The organism is Methylicorpusculum oleiharenae, assembly GCF_009828925.2.
Classification (GTDB): Bacteria; Pseudomonadota; Gammaproteobacteria; order Methylococcales; family Methylomonadaceae; genus Methylicorpusculum; species Methylicorpusculum oleiharenae.
Map to the genome: position 1 here is coordinate 1,297,807 of NZ_WUTY02000001.1, position 17,145 is coordinate 1,314,951.

The following is a 17,145-nucleotide window of genomic DNA, read 5'->3' on the forward strand; positions in this document are numbered from 1 at the left end:
CCCACATTGAGATACCCGTTTAAAACTAATTAAGTCGAGACAATTTATGGAAAATTTAATGTTGCTCTGGCAGAGCACTGGGTTCTACAGCATACAGCCGGGACAGACACTGATGATGGCGGTGGGTTTTTTGCTGCTGTATCTCGCGATTAAAAAAGGCTTCGAGCCTTTACTCTTGCTGCCAATCGGTTTCGGCGCGGTTTTGAGTAATATTCCGGTTGCGGGTATGTCTGAAGAAGGCGGGCTGCTTTATTACCTTTACTTCGGCATCAAGACCGGTTTATTTCCGCTGTTGATATTTATGGGCGTCGGTGCCATGACCGATTTCGGACCGATGCTGGGCAATCCAAAAACACTCTTTCTTGGTGCGGCTGCTCAATTTGGGATATTTGCAACCTTATTGGGAGCGCTTGCATTAAATCTGGTTCCAGGATTGGAATTTACCATGAAAGATGCGGCTGCAATTGCGATTATCGGCGGGGCAGATGGACCTACAGCTATATATGTGGCCTCTAAACTCGCGCCCGATTTGTTGGGAGCAATTGCGGTAGCGGCTTACTCTTATATGGCTTTGGTGCCGTTAATTCAGCCTCCGATTATGCGAGCATTGACAACAGAACAAGAGCGCCTGATCGAAATGGAGCAACTTCGAATTGTCAGTAAAACCGAAAAAATCGTCTTTCCTTTGATGCTTTTACTGTTAACCGCGCTACTGTTGCCCTCTGCTGCGCCACTTGTGGGGATGTTTTGTTTCGGTAATTTAATGAACACGTGTGGTGTAGTGGAACGCTTAAGTAAAACTGCGCAAAATGAATTGATCAATATTGTCACTATATTTCTGGGTCTTTCCGTGGGCTCCAAGTTGAGTGCCGATGCCTTCTTGAAATATGAGACGCTGGGGATACTGGCATTGGGTGCAATTGCTTTTTGTATCGGTACTGCGGCGGGTGTGGTGATGGCCAAAATAATGAACAAATTCAGTAAAACGCCTATAAATCCCCTGATTGGCGCGGCGGGGGTGTCGGCTGTTCCTATGGCCGCAAGAGTTGCAAATAAGTTAGGATTGGAAAGCAATCCGCATAACTTTCTGCTGATGCATGCGATGGGGCCGAATGTAGCCGGTGTCATTGGCTCTGCGGTAGCCGCCGGTATTCTGTTAAGTCTGGTGCATTAAAGAACCGGGCAATGGTCCGCGGTACCCACAGAATTTCTGTCGGTGTCGGTGGTAACGATGATGGATAGGCCGTGTGCGTTTTTTACTGCAGAAACGTTAACAAACCGTTCCAGATTTAACATGAACATCGTTTAGTTTAAAAGCTTTCTGCAGGCAGCATTTAAATTAAATTTCCAGCGCCTCTCAATTTTAGTAAATACCTGTAAAACGCTTGAGCAATTTGGTTCAAGGTCCCCTAAATTGATTCCCAAAGGCCAGAGTCGTACAAGGCAGCATTGTGGCGAGCAAGATAAAAAGAAATTTATTATGATCATACTCAGTGCATTACTTTGGACACCGGCAGTGGGGGTGCTTTTTTTGGTATTGGCACCGGGCAGGCATTTTCAACTGATCCGTGGGTTGGGTAACCTGTTTGCCTTTATCGCACTTTTACTGGCCTGTTGGGTGACCTACCGGTATGACGCATCGGATGCCGGTTTGCAATTCAGCGAATATTATCCTCTCAATCCAAAACTCGGCAGCGCCTATGCCTTGGGTGTCGACGGGTTGTCGATACCGATGCTGGTGTTGGCTAGTCTTCTGACATCAATTGCTCTGCTTGCTTCATCATCGATCTCCGGCAGCGTCAAAGGCTACTACATCTGCGTTTTGTTACTTGAATTCGGGATGTTGGGCGTCTTTTTGGCTCAGGACTGGGCGTTGTTTTATATTTTTTGGGAAGTCACGCTGATTCCACTGTTCTTTTTAATCGATCGCTGGGGTGGTAAGAGACGGCATGCTGCAAGTATGAATTTTGTGCTTTATACGATGGGCGGATCGATTTTCATGCTGGTCAGTCTGTTGGCGATCAGTCAATACGTTCTTGAACATGGCGGATCACTGATGACCTCAATGAGTCAGGCCGCCGAGGATATGCCACTCTATGAACAGGTCCTAGTGTTTTTGGGCTTTTTAATCGGTTTCGGCGTGAAAATGCCGGTTTTCCCCCTTCATGGCTGGTTACCGCTGGCTCATGTTGAAGCCCCCAGCCCCATCAGTATTCTGCTGTCTGGTATTTTGCTTAAAATGGGCGCTTATGGACTGATCAGGGTTGCCTTCATGTTGCCGGAAGCCATAGAACTTTTACAGCCTTTACTGGTTTTTCTGGCCTTGTTCGGCATGCTATACGGCGCTTTGCTTGCCTGGCGTCAAAGCGATCTCAAAGCAATGATTGCCTATTCTTCGGTCAGTCACATGGGTGTTGTGTTATTGGGTATCACCGCGCTGAATCACTCGGGTATGACCGGTGCCGTTTTGCAAATGACGGCTCACGGACTGGTTGCCGGTGCTCTGTTTTTATTGATCGGTTTACTGTATGAGCGAACTCATACCCGTAATATTCAGGATTACAGTTCATTAATCAGAGTCACGCCCCGTTTTGCCATGCTGACTACGCTGACATTACTCGCGGCAATGGGTCTGCCGGGTTCGGTCAGTTTTGTTGCCGAATTACACGCTTTGATTGGCGGATTTCAGCAATGGCAGGGCTTGATGGTTTTTTTCAGTTTAAGTATTTTGATAGGTGCTGCATATTCGATCCGCACGATCGGCCTTTTGTTTACAGGGCCCGTCAAGCCTCAAATGCAGCATATTCCGGATTTAAAACCCGTTGAATTGGTTTCAGTCAGTATTCTGGTGAGCGGTATTTTGTTGTTCGGATTATTTCCTGCGCCGCTGATCAATCTTTCGACAGCCACCATAAACCATATGATTGATTCTATCAGTCACCGTGTTGATCACCTCGAAAGCCGCTCATCGCTAAGCAGCCAGCTTCTTCCTTTGGAACAACGTGCGAACTTGACCAGGGACGACGGGCTTTTTAATGATGGCATTGACGCCGTTATCGTCAGGTAACCAATGCTTAACCATTCTGAAGATATTGGCGCTTTGCGCGAACAACTGATGGCTGTTTTGCATCATCTGGATCATGTGCTTCCCGGACAGGCGCCTATCGATAACTTTGTTCACCACAACACCTTACACGGTTTCCAGCATTTGCCTTTTGAACAGGCTTTGGCTGATTTTGAAGCCCTGACCGGCATTAGCGGTTATTTGCCGGAAACCCAATTTCGAGCCTTTTACCAGCAGGGTCGTATTAACGATGACGACATACTGGCTGCACTGAGTCATGAAACCTGTCTCGATCCTAGACAGGTGATTATCAAAGTAGATACCAAAACAATCAGCATCAGTGAGATCGTTAATACGGTTTTGCTGCATGGATTGGAGCCGGTGAGCCCTGAACGTTTCAACTGGCTGCAAACCGAGTGTGCAGGGCTCAATTTGCTGCGCCCCGGTGTGTCTCAACATGCGCGAGAGCAGTTAGTAGCAGATGAGGATGAAGCTGTTGCGATCAACAGACTCTGGAGCACTCTCCTGGATAAACTGGGCATCAATGACGTCAGGCTGCACCCGGAAAATCTCTTTGATATAACGGCCGAGCAAGCCGAAGACTGGTTGGCAAGAAGTAAGATGCAGCCAACGGCAATTCAAAATCTGACTGTTGTTCAACAAATTCAGGAACAGGCAAAAAATACGTTGGATGCCCTGGTTGATGAGATCGGTGACAACATTACCTTACGCGGATTTGTTTTAGCGCTGACCGGTATGGATATTCTGGATGATGTCCGTCCCTTACTGATAAGGACCTGCGCTTCGGCGCTGGACGAGGGGCTTGCGCCATGGCAATTGCCTGATGTTAAGCGGCTGGGTCTCTATGATGCCTGGCGCTTAACCGCCAGATACGATGCAAATCCTTTTTTTCAGGAACTTCCGGACTGGCATATTCTTGAATCGCAGCTGCCGGATGATGCTGTGGATGCGATCGTGTTTCATTTAACGGCCCTGCAAGTTCCGCAGCAACAATGGCCGGGCTATTTGCGTCGCTTAGCGCTGGAATTGCCCGGCTGGTCTGGCATCATCAACTGGCGTGAGCACAACCCAAACTACAAGACAGCAAACGGCGCTCAACCCACGCTAGCCGATTATCTGGCGATACGATTGACCCTGGATCGGCTCTGGCTCAATCGTCTGTGTGAAGTTACCTGGAAAATAGAGGCCAAATTAGACCGGTTGATCTCGTATTTCCAAAAAAATCTTGCCGAGTTTTGGGTGCGCCGTCAACTTTACCGGGGCGTGCTGCCCGAATACCTGAGTCAGTCGGCTGAATCCCTGATTTTATTGAGCAGGACTGAGCGGCAGGACCGGAAAGACTGGTGGCGCCTGGCAGAAGAGCTTTGGACATGGCAGTCGAGTCCTTTAGCCCATCGGAACCAATCAAAAGAACATACGCTCTATGACAGCGGCTGGCGCTTGTTTTGTCTTTGTCAGCATTCAGGTTTAAACGCCCGTCACGTTCAATCGCTGAATAAAGCCGATCTGGAGAAGCTGCTGACGGTTTTAGACAGTTTTGGTGTGGCTGACCGCAATAAAGTGTGGTTATACGCCTACGAACATAATTTCCGGGAAAATTTGTTTCAAGGGTTGCAGGCCAATTACGGCAGAGGGCGATGGGCAACGAGGCCCCGACGACCTGAAGCGCAGGTGATGTTCTGTATGGATGAGCGAGAGGAAAGTTTTCGTCGCCATCTTGAAGAAATAAATCCCGAAATAGAAACCCTGGGCGCAGCCGGTTTTTTTGGTGTTGCGATGAATTACAAAGGCCTGGATGATCATGCGATAACGCCGTTATGCCCGGTGGTTGTGACACCGGTACACCAGGTTAATGAAATGCCGGTGGAAGGAGCTGAATCGGCAATGGACGCGCATCTAAAAGGTCTTGACCTCTACAAAAAGGGGATAAATCTGGTGCATCAAAGTCTGCGCAGCCACCTGTTTGCAGCCTATCCCTTGCTGTATGTCTTTGCGCCGCTGCTGATCGTTAAGCTGTTGATTAAATCGTTACTGCCGACGGTTAACTACAAGCTGGAAAAATGGCTTTACAGTTCCATTGTAAAAACGGTTCCAACCGGGCTTCAATTTACTTCAACTCCTCAATCCGCTGAGGCTGCGAGCGATGCACCTCAGTTGGGTTTTACCGATCATGAACAAGCTGACCGTATTGCTCAATTGTTAAAAACGACCGGTCTGAGTTACGGCTTGGCCCGTATTGTGTGTTTGATGGCGCATGGTTCGACAAGCCAGAATAATCCTCATGAGGCGGCTCATGATTGCGGCGCGTGCGGCGGACGAAGAGGCGGGCCTAATGCCCGTGTGTTTGCGGCGATGGCCAATCGCCCTGAGGTCAGGCGTCTGCTGCCTGAACGCGGTATTTCCATTCCGGATGACACCTGGTTTGTGGGCGCCCAACACGATACCTGTAACGATGTTATTACCTGGTATGACCTGGAGCGGATGCCGGTCACTGCTAAGGCTGATTTCGAAATATTTGAATTACAGTTGATGAAGGCCAAGGAAAGAGCCGTGACAGAACGCTGCCGCCGGTTTTTCAACGCGCAAGATAAAAGCGGTGCAGCTGCAGTGAGACATGTCGAAGCCCGGTCTTATGATCTCAGTCAGGTTCGGCCCGAGTTCGGTCATGCCACCAATGCCTCGGCCTATATCGGCAGACGTTCTGCGACACAAGGTTTGTTTCTGGACCGGCGGATGTTTCTGATTTCCTATGATCCGGCTCAGGATCCGGATGGAACTGTCCTGGAGTCGATTTTATTGACTGCAGGCCCCGTCGGTGCGGGAATCAATCTCGAATACTATTTTTCAAGCGTTAATAACGAGCGTTTCGGTTGCGGGACAAAAATTCCTCATAATGTGACCGGTTTGTTCGGTGTCATGGAAGGCGCATCTAGCGATTTAAGAACAGGGCTGCCTTTGCAGATGGTCGAAATTCATGAAGCGATGCGTTTGCAGATTGTGACTGAGGCGTCTCCCGGCATTCTCGAGAAAATTTATCATCGCCAGGCCGGTTTACGGGAGCTGATTGATGGCGGTTGGGTGCATCTGAGTACACAAGATCCTGATACCGGGCAGCTTTTTATATTTGAGCGGGGTGCTGGTTTTATTGCCTGGGAATCCGCGATACAAAAATTACCGCTAAGGGAAAGTTCGGAAGATTGTTATCGCACGGAAACAGAGGCGGTTCCCCCCATGCTGATTAAACAGCCCTTAATTTCAAACGGAGTGTGATTATGGCAAATTGGGCTTGTTTGATTCCGTTGTTTCCTTTGATAGCCGCTGTGATGATAGGACTGGGCTATTTTTCCGGCTTATTGCCGTCACTGGCTTCAGAGCGCATCACGGCAAAACTGGCGGTCTGGAGCTTATCGCTCAGTTGCTTGCTGGCGTTAGGGCTCTTGATGGCATTTTTGTCGGGTTATCAAACCGATGAGCATGTCCAGTTCGTGTGGCTGCAAAGTGGTGATTTACAATTGCCGCTGCGAGTGACTTTTAATTCATTAAATCTGGCTCTGGCCGGATTGTTTTCTATCATTTTTGTCATCGTTGCCCGGTTTTCAGTCAATTACATGCATAAGGAGCGGGGATTTCACCGCTTTTTTTCTATTTTGTGTCTGTTTGCGGCAGCGATGTTTTTGCTGGTTCTTTCCGGTTCAGCATTAAGCGCATTTATGGGTTGGGAAATCGCCGGAATATGTTCATTCCTGTTGATTGCCTATGCTTACGACCGGCCGGTGGCCGCCAATAATGCGGCAAGAGCGTTTATTACTAACCGGGTAGGGGATGCCGGGTTTTTGATGGGTATTGGTTTGAGCCTGCATTGGATAGGCTCTGCCAACTGGCAGGATATTAATGAGGGTGCGGCCGATTTGTTAGGAAATGATGCGGTCATTCTAGCGCTCTGTTTTTCAGTAGCCGCGTTTGCCAAGTCCGCTCAAATTCCATTTTCACCCTGGCTGGCAAGAGCGATGGAAGGACCAACGCCATCGAGCGCGGTTTTCTATGGCGCCATTATGATCCATGCCGGTGTCATTGTAATTCTTACCTTACAACCTTTGTTTGAAGTAGCCCCGTTGGCTATGGGCGTGATTGCCGTGGTTGGGCTGTTAACCGCATTTTATGGCTGGTTTGCCGGATTAACGCAGACGGATATCAAAAGTTCGCTGGTTTTTTCGGTCCAGGCTCAAATCGGTCTGATGTTTTTGGAATGCGGGTTGGGATTCTGGCAGTTGGCAGTCTGGCACTTGGGCGCGCATACGTTGGTGAGAAGTTATCAGTTTTTGACAGCCCCTTCTATTTTACATAATGCCCACGATAATCCCGTACGCAGTGTCCCTTCCTTTTTGGCTGCCAGGCCGGGGCTATTTGCCGCTGCGCAGCAACGCTTATGGCTGGAGCCCGCCATCGAATGGATGGTTGTGAAACCGGTCCGCCGGCTTGCAAGAGATCTGAGTTTTTTTGAAATACGCTTTGTGGACCCCTTGCTGGGATCGCCCGCGCCGGCCATTCGTGCTATTTCAACACTGACTCAAATCGAGGAAAGAAAAATCGGCGCTCGTCTGGATAATGATGAGGACCGTTTCGCCACAGGCAGCGGTTTAGCGGGTAAGTTGACCGAATGGTCGGCGGGTCTGGTGAACTGGTTTGAATATCATTTTGTATTGAGAGGTGTGGGTAAAGAATCAATCAAATACGGTAGAAAACTCGGTAAATCTGCAAATAAACTTGAGCAGATTTTACAGATGCCCCGATATCTGGTGATTTTTGTGCTCATCAGCCTGCTGATCGCTTCCTGAGGGCATATGGCTATTCAATTATTTTCATGGTCTGAAACTGCGGTATTTCCGGTGTTGAGTGTCATGACATTTATTCCTTTGCTGGCAGTCATAATCATCAGCGGGTTCAAGTCCGAGACGCTTACTATAAAAGTCAGTTTTACTGCGACAATCGTTAACGTGCTGCTCGGTATTTATTTGCTGATCATCTTCGATTCCGAAACAGCGGGAATCCATTTGTCTGAAAGGGTCGAGCTGCTGAGCATGACCTACCGCGTCGGTGTCGACGGCACGAATATCCTGTTTATACCTTTGACAGCAGTCGTGTCGCTTTTGGCGCTGACTTATACCCGTATTACCCGCCATGCTCACGATACGTTGCTAATTTCCTGTTTGCTGGGATATGAAGGCATTCTGATTGGTGCCTTTTCGGCGTTGAATTCACTGCAATTCTGGTTGTGGAGTGCACTGGAATTGTTGCCGGTGACTTTTTTAACGATTTATGCGGGCACAGGTCTTAATCGTCGCAGGATTATTTTCAGAATTTTGCAGTTCTGGATTTTCGGTCTTGCTATGACCTTGACCGGTTTTTTGCTCTTATCTTTCGGACTGGAAAAAAACGGCATGCCATTGACTTTCGATTGGCTGGCATTGAAGCAGCATAACGTTTCGCTGGATAACGAAGCGTTGATATTTATGCTGTTGTTTTACGGCTTTTCAGTCAGGATGCCGTTATTCCCGTTTCATGGCTGGTTGCCGATGATTGCCGAACAAGGCACGGTCGCCAGTGCGGCGATTTTTCTGGTGGGGTTAAAGCTGGGTATTTATGCGGTGATCCGCTTCATATTGCCGCTGGTTCCCGGCGCGGCTGAGCAATGGGCGGGATTTGTCGTCAATTTGGGGTTGATCGGTATTTTTTACGGTGCGCTGCTGGCGTTGATGCAGATCAACATTCGACGGCTTATGGCTTTTGCAGTCATCAGTCATACCGGCATGCTGGTTATCGGCATATTTTCGTTCAACGATTACGCCCTGGAAGGCGTCCTTCTTTTGTCTGTTGCTTACGGGCTTGCGACGGCCGGGATGCTGTTCAGTGTCGGCTTGATTTATGAAAGGAGCCGAACCGCATTTTTGCCGAGGCTGGGCGGTTTGTTTGAAACCAATTCAACCATAGCCATTTTATTTCTGATTTCTTCGCTCAGTACCATGGTCATGCCGGGAACGCCGGGATTCGATGCGGCTCACTTGTTGATTGAAGGCACGATAGAAGAGCACGGCTGGTTTGTCGCCGTCGCAATTTTGGTCGGTAACGTGCTGGCCGCCGGTTTTCTTTTACGGGCTTTTCAACGGATATTTATTGCCAATCCCAAGCGTGCGCATCAACCTTTCAGTACGTCTCATCACCCCGTCGTCATTGAGCGTATTATCACCGTGGTGATTTGTTTGCTGTTGATCGGAACCGGCTTTTATACAACGCCCTGGTTAAAGTACATCGACCAGGACGCATCGGCTATTGGTGAGCATTATCCCGAACACGGATCGCATCATGCTAATGAACCGATCCCCGAATCCATTGACAACCCAGGAGACCAGCCGTGATTGCCGCCGGTTTTCCATTGCTTAGCTGTCTTATTCTTTTGCCTTTGCTGGGTGCTCTTGTTACAGGATTGTGTAAAGAGCTGAATTCGGCCAAACGAGTGGCCTTAGGGTTTGCCGTCATTGAGCTGATGATTGCGCTCTTTCTGGTGAGCGCATTTGATATCAATCAAGGCAGCCGTTTTCAGTGGGTTGAGCATTACGCATGGATACCCAGTCTCAACATTGATTTTATTGTGGGCGTAGATGGTATTTCTTTACTGTTTTTGCCTTTATCCGCCTTATTGACGGTATTAACGATTTTAGCTTCCTGGAATTCTGTCACGACACTGACTCGCTTTCATTTTGCGCTGCTGCTTGTTCTGGAAGGCATTACGCTAGGCGTTTTTAGCGCGTTGGATATGATGTTGTTTTTCCTGTTCTGGGAATTAACCCTGCCGCCGATTTTCTTTTTGATCGGCTTATGGGGCATGGGGCCGCATCGGCGCGCCGCCGCTCTTAAATACACGCTGTACATGCTTTTCGGTGGTGTCCCATTATTATTCGCCATTATCATGCTGGGCATGAATCATGCTGTTCATGCAGGCGGGCACATTCCTGAAGATTTGTCATTCAGCTTTCCCATTTTGCTGAGCACGCCGCTTCCTGAAAATTTACAGCCAGTCATTCTGCTGCTGCTTTTATTAGGTTTTGGCGTCAAAGCGCCATTGATTCCGTTTCATACCTGGCTACCTACGACAGCAATGGAAGCCCCGACGCAAATGACGGCATTATTGACAGGTTTAAAATTGGGTGTTTTCGGTATTCTCCGGTTTGCCTTGCCTTTGGCGCCTTCTGCGGCAATCGAATACAGCTGGATAATTGGAATACTCGGCGTCACCACGCTGATTTACGGCAGTCTGATTGCGATTAAGCAGACCAATTTAAGAAGTATTTTAGCTTATGCGAGTTTGAGTCATGTCGGCTTGGTCATCGTGGGTATTGCCGCTTTTAATATGCAGGGTATACAGGGCGCCATTTTTCAATTATTGAATTTTACGTTGATTGCCAGTTGTCTGATGCTGATGGCCGGTTTTATTCAGCACCGTATTGGCAGCACGGAAATCATTCATCTTGGCGGTTTGGCCAAAACCATGCCCCGATTGGCAACGCTGTTCTTTTTATTCGCTTTTGCCAGTATCGGTGTGCCCGGTACCAGCGGTTTTCCGGCCGAATTATTGTTGTTCATTGGCGTACTCGATACTTATCCCAGTCTTGCGATTACGGCAATGCTGGGAGCCATTATCGGTGCAACCTATACCATTAACTTCATGAGGCGGGCCTTTTGGGGGCCTGTTGTCAATGCCGGTATAGTTGATGCGGATGATCTGAAAAGCCGTGAGCTGGCGATACTGTGCATTCCTGCCGTGCTCGTCTTGATCTTCGGGCTATTTCCAAATTTGATATTGAATATCCATTATCAAGCTGCCGAAAAATGGCTGCTTCAATTGAACAGTCCTGTTAAGGCCAAAATTATTGCACCCGATTCCCCGATTCGATCAAGTCAATAGCTTAAAGTTTTAAATTTTGGACCTTCTGGTACAGGAGTTTAAGGCCCCGAATTTTTTTATAAAGGGTGTGGGCTTTTTTCTTGCCGGTGAAAGCGGATATAATGGGCTTTGTTGCATTTAAATCAAAAATGATGTTTTATTTCCACTAATTCTTGATTAAAATAGTCAGGAATTATCTTCCTGGCTAATGGTCTTATTTTCGTCATTACACCGCTTATGGGCTTTTCTATAAGTCAGGCAAAGTTAAACGCAGTTCAGAATAGACGGAAGCATTCCACAGTCCTTCCGAATCCAGAGATGAGGTTAAAACATGAAAGACTATTTAATTATTTTGGTAAGTACCATCCTGGTTAATAATTTTGTACTGGTCAAATTTTTAGGATTATGTCCCTTTATGGGGGTTTCCAGAAAGCTTGAGACGGCTCTGGGTATGGGCTTTGCCACTACGTTTGTACTGACCCTGTCTTCAGTATGCAGCTATCTGGCGAATGAGTATTTGTTGATTCCTTTGGAATTGCAGTATTTAAGAACCATTACCTTCATTGTCGTCATCGCGTTTGTCGTTCAATTTACCGAACTGGTTGTCCACAAAACCAGTCCCATGCTCTATCAGGTGTTAGGTATCTATTTGCCCCTGATTACCACAAATTGCGCAGTACTTGGCGTAGCCCTGCTTAACGTGCAGGCACAAAATGGATTTCTTCAATCGGCATTGTATGGCTTTGGCGCTGCGGTAGGGTTTTCAATGGTGTTGACGCTGTTTTCAACAATTCGTGAAAAAATTGAGGTGGCCGATGTGCCGGTTCCGTTTAAAGGTAATGCCATTTCGCTCATTACGGCTGGATTGATGTCTATGGCGTTTATGGGCTTTTCCGGTCTGGTCAGAGTCTAGTTTTTCAGGAAAGCAATAAAAAAAGGATTGCACGGGTCTAATCCGAAGTTTTAAAGATGCCAGCGCGGTCTGGGTAGTTTGCAACCGATCATTTAGAACACAATAAAATGATACTTATAATTTGCGCGACATTTGCAGTTTTTGGTGTGGTGCTGGGTTTCTCGGCAGTTTATTTCAAGGTTCAAGGAAATCCTATTGTCGATAAAATTGAGGCGATATTGCCCCAAACACAATGCGGGCAATGCAGTTATCCAGGATGCAGACCTTATGCCGAAGCCATCGCGTTGGGAGAGGCGGATATCAATCAATGTCCGCCCGGTGGTCAGGACGGCATCAATGCTCTGGCTGATTTGCTGGGCCTGGAAGCCAAGACTTTGAACGATGAATTTGGCGCAGTCAAGCCAAAAAGTGTCGCCGTGATTATCGAAAAGGACTGTATTGGCTGCACAAAATGTATTCAGGCTTGTCCTGTGGACGCCATTTTGGGATCCGCGAAAATGATGCATACCGTTATTGCCAATGAATGTACCGGCTGTGAGCTTTGTGTGGCGCCTTGCCCGGTAGACTGCATTGTCATGGAGCCGATTGAACAAACTATCAGTACTTGGCAGTGGCCGGAGCCGGAAAGAAAATATGCTTAACTTAGCGCGATTTCATGGCGGATTGCACCTGCCCAACAACAAGGAATTATCCAATCAGGCGCCTTTGCGTCAGGCAAGCATTCCTAAAAAGCTGGTTTATCCGTTGATGCAGCGGCAAGGCGTTACTGTAGATCCCAAGATTCAGGTGGGGGAGCGGGTGTTGCGGGGGCAAGTCATCGCTTATTCCGATCATCCGCTTGCAACACCCGTTCATGCGGCCAGTTCCGGCGTGATAGAGGCTATTGAAGAGCGCTTGATACCCCATCCTTCCGGAATGGCTGATCTTTGTATCGTCATCGCCACCGATGGCTTGGATGAAAGTCTGGTAACTCAAGGAGTTGCCGATTTCAGGAGCCAGGACCCTGCGTCAATCCGCACGGCGATTAAAAATGCCGGTATCGTCGGCTTGGGCGGTGCTGCTTTTCCCACGTCGATAAAACTCAATCCCGGTCCGCAAAGAAAGCTCGATACCTTGCTTTTAAACGGTGCGGAATGTGAGCCTTACATTACCTGTGATGATTGCCTGATGCAGAATCAACCGGAGTCGGTGCTTGTCGGAGCCCAGATTTTGCTGCATTCACTTCATATAGAGCGCTGTATCGTCGCTATCGAAGATCATATGAAGCGTGCTTATGCCCGGCTTACCCAGGTAGTCGCTGCGTTAAATGACCCGCGCATAATCGTTGTTCAGGTGCCGGCTATTTATCCTACCGGTGGAGAGAAACAGCTGATCAAGGTTGTGACGGGTAAGGAAACACCCTCAGGAGGGATTCCTGCCGACATCGGTGTGTTATGCGTGAATGTCGGTACAGCATCGGCGGTTTATGATGCGGTTTGTAATGGAAAGCCGCTGACCGAGCGAGTGATAACCGTCACCGGCCGTGGAGTAAAAGAGCCGCAAAACAGGTATGTCCGCATCGGTACGCCGATCAGCGAACTCATCGAGCAATGTGGCGGCTACACTGAGCATGTCGAACGCTTGATCATGGGCGGGCCGATGATGGGCTTCGCCTTACCCGATGACGAAATTGCTGTCGTCAAGGCGACCAATTGTATATTAGCCGGAACCGCTGCCGATATTAACACCGGCAAGCAGGCCATGCCCTGTATTCGTTGTGGCGATTGCGCCAAAGCCTGCCCTGTAGATTTGCTCCCGCAGCAATTGTATTGGCATAGCCGTGCCGGTAACCTAGACAAGTGTAAAGAATTCAGTTTGTTTGATTGTATTGAATGCGGCTGCTGTGAAGTGGTTTGCCCGAGTCATATTCCTCTGGTGCAATATTACCGGTCTGCAAAAAGTAAAGTGATTGCCAAAGCTAAAGAGGCTGAAAAGGCTGCTGTTGCCAAGCGGCGCCATGACATGCATCTGGAACGCAAAGCCAAAGAGCAGGCTGAAAAAGCCGAGCGTGCCAGATTGAAAAAAGAAGCTTTAGCAAAAGTTAAGCAAGCCAATGCAGAGAAAGAGGGAGTGACTCAATGAAGTTTTCCACGGCGTTATCGCCGCATGTGCAACCGGTCAACAGCGTCACCCGTGTCATGTTTGAGGTCATTGTTGCTCTGGTTCCGGGTGTTATTGCCCTGGTCTGGTTTTTTGGTCTGGGCGTTCTGATTAATGTGGTTCTGGCTGTTATTACCGCTTTGATGGCCGAGTCGTTGGTTCTGTTGGTGCGAGGGCGGCCGGTGTGGGTCAGTCTTAAAGACTTGAGTGCAGTTGTAACGGCGGTGCTTTTGGCTATTTCCTTACCGGCTATTGCGCCTTGGTGGGTGACGGTGACCGGCATCCTGTTTGCCATTGTCATTGCCAAGCATTTATACGGGGGCTTAGGTTATAACCCGTTTAATCCGGCGATGGTCGGGTATGTGTTTTTATTGGTTTCTTTTCCTCTGCCGATGACCTCCTGGCCAGCAGTGGCAGGGCTGGGCACTATGACGCTGAATTTTCAGGATATTGCTCAACTGATATTCTTTGAGCGGATCCCAGAGAATGCCGATTATGATGCTTTAACCATGGCGACGCCTTTGGATGCATTAAAAACCCAGTTGAGTTTACAAAAAACGGTATTGGAAGCTCAATCGGGTGCTGTATTCGGCTATTTGGCGGGAAAAGGATGGGAGTGGGTGTCCCTGGCTTATCTGTTGGGCGGGCTTTGGTTAATGGTACGTAAAATCATAAATTGGCATATACCGGTCGGGCTTATTTTAGGCATCTCGGTAATTTCCGGAATTTGCTATCTGATTGATGCGCAGCTGTATGCGCCTCCGGTGTTTCATCTGTTTGCGGGGGCGACCATGCTGGGTGCCTTTTTTATCGCGACAGATCCTGTCACTGCGGCGACCACTGTAAAAGGCCGCTTGATTTACGGGATGATGATCGGTGTGCTGGTTTATATCATCAGGGTCTGGGGCGGGTATCCGGATGCGGTTGCCTTCTCGGTGTTGCTGGCCAATCTTGCTGCCCCAGCGCTGGATTATTTCACTAAACCTCGCGTATTCGGACACCGGGCATGAATGAAACACTGAATAAAATCGTCATTTCAGCGGTAGCGCTTGGTGCATTTTCAATTCTTGGTTTGGGACTGGTTGCACTGATATCCAGTGCTACAGAAGATAAAATCGCGATGAACGAAAGGCAATCGTTGTTGCAGGGTCTTAAGCAACTGGTGCCGGAGAACTTGTACGACAATGATATTGTTGCTGACCACATAATGGTAAGCGATCTTAATGCGCACCTTAAAACGCCTACGGCCATTTACCGGGCTAGAAAAAATGGCCAGCCTATTGCTGCAGTCATTACCGCGATTGCTCCGGATGGTTATAGCGGCGATATAAAATTGCTGGTCGGCGTTTTAGAGGATGGAACCCTCTCCGGTGTAAGAGTCGTGGGGCATAAAGAAACCCCCGGACTGGGTGATAAAATAGAATCATCACGAAGCGACTGGATTTTGTCATTTAGCGGCAAATCGTTAATCAATCTTACTGACCAGGAATGGGCAGTAAAAAGAGATGGTGGCGTGTTTGATCAATTTGCAGGTGCCACCATCACGCCCAGGGCGGTAGTCAACAGAGTCAAGCTGACGCTGCAGTATTTTAAACAAAATAAAGAAAAGATATTTTCTTTATCCGAAACGGCAGGTAAAGACTAATGTTTTCCGAATACAGCAAAATAGCTAAAGAAGGGTTGTGGTTTAACAATCAGGCATTTGTCGCCTTGTTGGGCTTATGCCCCTTGCTGGCCGTAAGCAATACGGTGATCAATGGCTTGGGTCTGGGTCTGGCGACCGCATTAACGCTGATGTTGACGGGGAGTGCAATATCATTGATACGCAAAATTACGCCTTCGGAAGTTCGATTGCCGATTTTTGTCTTGGTGATTGCGTGCGTGGTTACGATTATCGAATTGGCAATGAACGCGTGGTTTTTTGATCTTTATAAAATTCTGGGTATTTTTATTTCATTGATTGTGACCAATTGCTCCGTCATTGGCCGAGCAGAGGCTTTTGCTTCCAAGCATAGCGTTCCAAAAGCCATGATGGACGGCTTGTTTATAGGCCTTGGTTTTACGTTTGCCCTGACTTTGTTGGGCAGTTTAAGAGAGATTATCGGCTCCGGAACGTTTTTAGCCGGTGCCGATTTGATGTTTGGACCAGCTGCAAAAGAGTGGAAAATCATTGTGATTGATGATTATTCCGGTGTTCTGCTGGCTATATTGCCTCCTGGCGCTTTTATCGGTTTGGGTTTTTTAATTGCTTTGAAGAATGTCATCGACGCTAAATTCAAGCAAAGAAAACCGGCCATTGAAGCGATTCCGGTTCAGGTGATCGCTGAATCTTGAACAAGATAAAACGTCAGGCCATTTTCGACAGGTTAGCTGAAGCAATACCCGAACCGACGACAGAACTGGTCTATGCGACACCTTTTGAACTGTTGATCGCAGTGGTCTTGTCGGCGCAGGCAACAGATAAAAGCGTGAACAAGGCCACATTAAAGTTATTTGCTGTCGCGAATTCACCTGAAGCTATTCTGGCTTTAGGTGAGGAGGGTCTCAAAAATTTTATTAAAACCATTGGTTTGTTCAACAGTAAAGCTCGCAATATCATCCAGTTATGTCAGCAGTTAATTGATCAACATCATGGCTCCGTGCCGGAAACGCGTGTCGAATTAGAGGCCTTGCCGGGTGTGGGTAGAAAAACGGCCAATGTTGTTCTCAATACCGCTTTTGGCCATAAAACTATTGCCGTAGATACGCACATTTTTCGCGTTTCCAATCGAACGAAAATTGCGCCGGGTAAAACGGTGCTTGAGGTTGAAAAAGGGCTTGAAAAATGGGTTTCAGATAAGCATAAAAAAGATGCGCATCATCTGTTAATTCTCCATGGGCGCTATACCTGCGCCGCTCGTAAGCCAAGGTGCCAGAGCTGCGTCATTGCGGATCTGTGTGAATTTGAGGAAAAAACGCCTGATTAATGGTATTGTTACGCGCGAATCCGATGGCTTTTCAGGAACTCTTATTAGTCAGCAGGGTCACACATACGGATTATCGAAACAGCCGCATGTTCATTGCCGGTTC

General features: G+C 48.1%; 13 protein-coding genes. All 13 read left to right on the forward strand.

Going from position 1 to position 17,145, the window contains the following annotated elements:
• Window positions 1-46 precede the first annotated feature (46 nt).
• The 13 genes from GO003_RS06010 to nth all read left to right on the forward strand — a co-directional run bounded on the left by GO003_RS06010 (window position 47) and on the right by nth (window position 17,042).
• The gene (locus tag GO003_RS06010; RefSeq protein WP_159655619.1) at window positions 47-1,174 is read left to right on the forward strand and encodes a sodium ion-translocating decarboxylase subunit beta; all 1,128 of its coding nucleotides are present in this window, start codon (window positions 47-49) and stop codon (window positions 1,172-1,174) included.
• A gap of 306 nt (window positions 1,175-1,480) precedes the next feature.
• Window positions 1,481-3,067, forward strand: a complete 1,587-nt coding sequence (locus tag GO003_RS06015) for a complex I subunit 4 family protein (protein ID WP_159655617.1) — start codon at window positions 1,481-1,483, stop codon at window positions 3,065-3,067.
• 3 nt (window positions 3,068-3,070) lie between these two features.
• Window positions 3,071-6,355, forward strand: coding sequence for a DUF2309 domain-containing protein (locus GO003_RS06020; RefSeq protein ID WP_159655615.1), 3,285 nt, complete (start codon window positions 3,071-3,073; stop codon window positions 6,353-6,355).
• A 2-nt stretch (window positions 6,356-6,357) separates the two neighbouring features.
• Window positions 6,358-7,920 carry an NADH-quinone oxidoreductase subunit 5 family protein gene (locus GO003_RS06025; protein WP_159655613.1) on the forward strand — a complete coding sequence of 521 codons (1,563 nt, stop codon included), beginning with the start codon at window positions 6,358-6,360 and terminating at the stop codon, window positions 7,918-7,920.
• A gap of 6 nt (window positions 7,921-7,926) precedes the next feature.
• Window positions 7,927-9,498: a complex I subunit 4 family protein gene (locus GO003_RS06030; RefSeq protein ID WP_159655611.1), complete on the forward strand. Its 1,572-nt coding sequence runs from the start codon at window positions 7,927-7,929 to the stop codon at window positions 9,496-9,498.
• Window positions 9,495-11,045, forward strand: a complete 1,551-nt coding sequence (locus GO003_RS06035) for a complex I subunit 4 family protein (RefSeq protein WP_159655609.1) — start codon at window positions 9,495-9,497, stop codon at window positions 11,043-11,045. The genes GO003_RS06030 and GO003_RS06035 overlap by 4 nt, the downstream gene beginning before the upstream one ends.
• 310 nt (window positions 11,046-11,355) lie before the next feature.
• The gene (gene rsxA, locus GO003_RS06040) at window positions 11,356-11,937 is read left to right on the forward strand and encodes an electron transport complex subunit RsxA (protein WP_159655607.1); all 582 of its coding nucleotides are present in this window, start codon (window positions 11,356-11,358) and stop codon (window positions 11,935-11,937) included.
• Window positions 11,938-12,044: 107 nt separating this feature from the next.
• Window positions 12,045-12,578: an electron transport complex subunit RsxB gene (gene rsxB, locus GO003_RS06045; protein ID WP_159655605.1), complete on the forward strand. Its 534-nt coding sequence runs from the start codon at window positions 12,045-12,047 to the stop codon at window positions 12,576-12,578.
• Window positions 12,571-14,058, forward strand: a complete 1,488-nt coding sequence (gene rsxC / locus GO003_RS06050) for an electron transport complex subunit RsxC (RefSeq protein ID WP_159655603.1) — start codon at window positions 12,571-12,573, stop codon at window positions 14,056-14,058. The genes rsxB and rsxC overlap by 8 nt, the downstream gene beginning before the upstream one ends.
• Window positions 14,055-15,086 carry an electron transport complex subunit RsxD gene (gene rsxD, locus GO003_RS06055; RefSeq protein ID WP_159655601.1) on the forward strand — a complete coding sequence of 344 codons (1,032 nt, stop codon included), beginning with the start codon at window positions 14,055-14,057 and terminating at the stop codon, window positions 15,084-15,086. Before rsxC ends, rsxD begins: the two co-directional genes overlap by 4 nt.
• A complete protein-coding gene (gene rsxG, locus GO003_RS06060; protein ID WP_159655599.1) occupies window positions 15,083-15,721 on the forward strand; it encodes an electron transport complex subunit RsxG in 639 nt (212 codons plus the stop codon). The genes rsxD and rsxG overlap by 4 nt, the downstream gene beginning before the upstream one ends.
• Window positions 15,721-16,410, forward strand: coding sequence for an electron transport complex subunit E (locus GO003_RS06065; protein ID WP_159655597.1), 690 nt, complete (start codon window positions 15,721-15,723; stop codon window positions 16,408-16,410). Before rsxG ends, GO003_RS06065 begins: the two co-directional genes overlap by 1 nt.
• Entirely contained in the window at window positions 16,407-17,042 is a 636-nt protein-coding gene (gene nth, locus GO003_RS06070; RefSeq protein WP_159655595.1) for an endonuclease III, read from the forward strand. Before GO003_RS06065 ends, nth begins: the two co-directional genes overlap by 4 nt.
• Window positions 17,043-17,145: the final 103 nt, after the last annotated feature.

Coding starts and splice junctions, on each gene's coding strand:
- GO003_RS06010 (WP_159655619.1), top strand. CDS start 47: ATGGAAAATTTAATGTTGCTCTGGCAGAGCACTGGGTTCTACAGCATA.
- GO003_RS06015 (WP_159655617.1), top strand. CDS start 1,481: ATGATCATACTCAGTGCATTACTTTGGACACCGGCAGTGGGGGTGCTT.
- GO003_RS06020 (WP_159655615.1), top strand. CDS start 3,071: ATGCTTAACCATTCTGAAGATATTGGCGCTTTGCGCGAACAACTGATG.
- GO003_RS06025 (WP_159655613.1), top strand. CDS start 6,358: ATGGCAAATTGGGCTTGTTTGATTCCGTTGTTTCCTTTGATAGCCGCT.
- GO003_RS06030 (WP_159655611.1), top strand. CDS start 7,927: ATGGCTATTCAATTATTTTCATGGTCTGAAACTGCGGTATTTCCGGTG.
- rsxA (WP_159655607.1), top strand. CDS start 11,356: ATGAAAGACTATTTAATTATTTTGGTAAGTACCATCCTGGTTAATAAT.
- rsxB (WP_159655605.1), top strand. CDS start 12,045: ATGATACTTATAATTTGCGCGACATTTGCAGTTTTTGGTGTGGTGCTG.
- rsxC (WP_159655603.1), top strand. CDS start 12,571: ATGCTTAACTTAGCGCGATTTCATGGCGGATTGCACCTGCCCAACAAC.
- rsxD (WP_159655601.1), top strand. CDS start 14,055: ATGAAGTTTTCCACGGCGTTATCGCCGCATGTGCAACCGGTCAACAGC.
- rsxG (WP_159655599.1), top strand. CDS start 15,083: ATGAATGAAACACTGAATAAAATCGTCATTTCAGCGGTAGCGCTTGGT.
- GO003_RS06065 (WP_159655597.1), top strand. CDS start 15,721: ATGTTTTCCGAATACAGCAAAATAGCTAAAGAAGGGTTGTGGTTTAAC.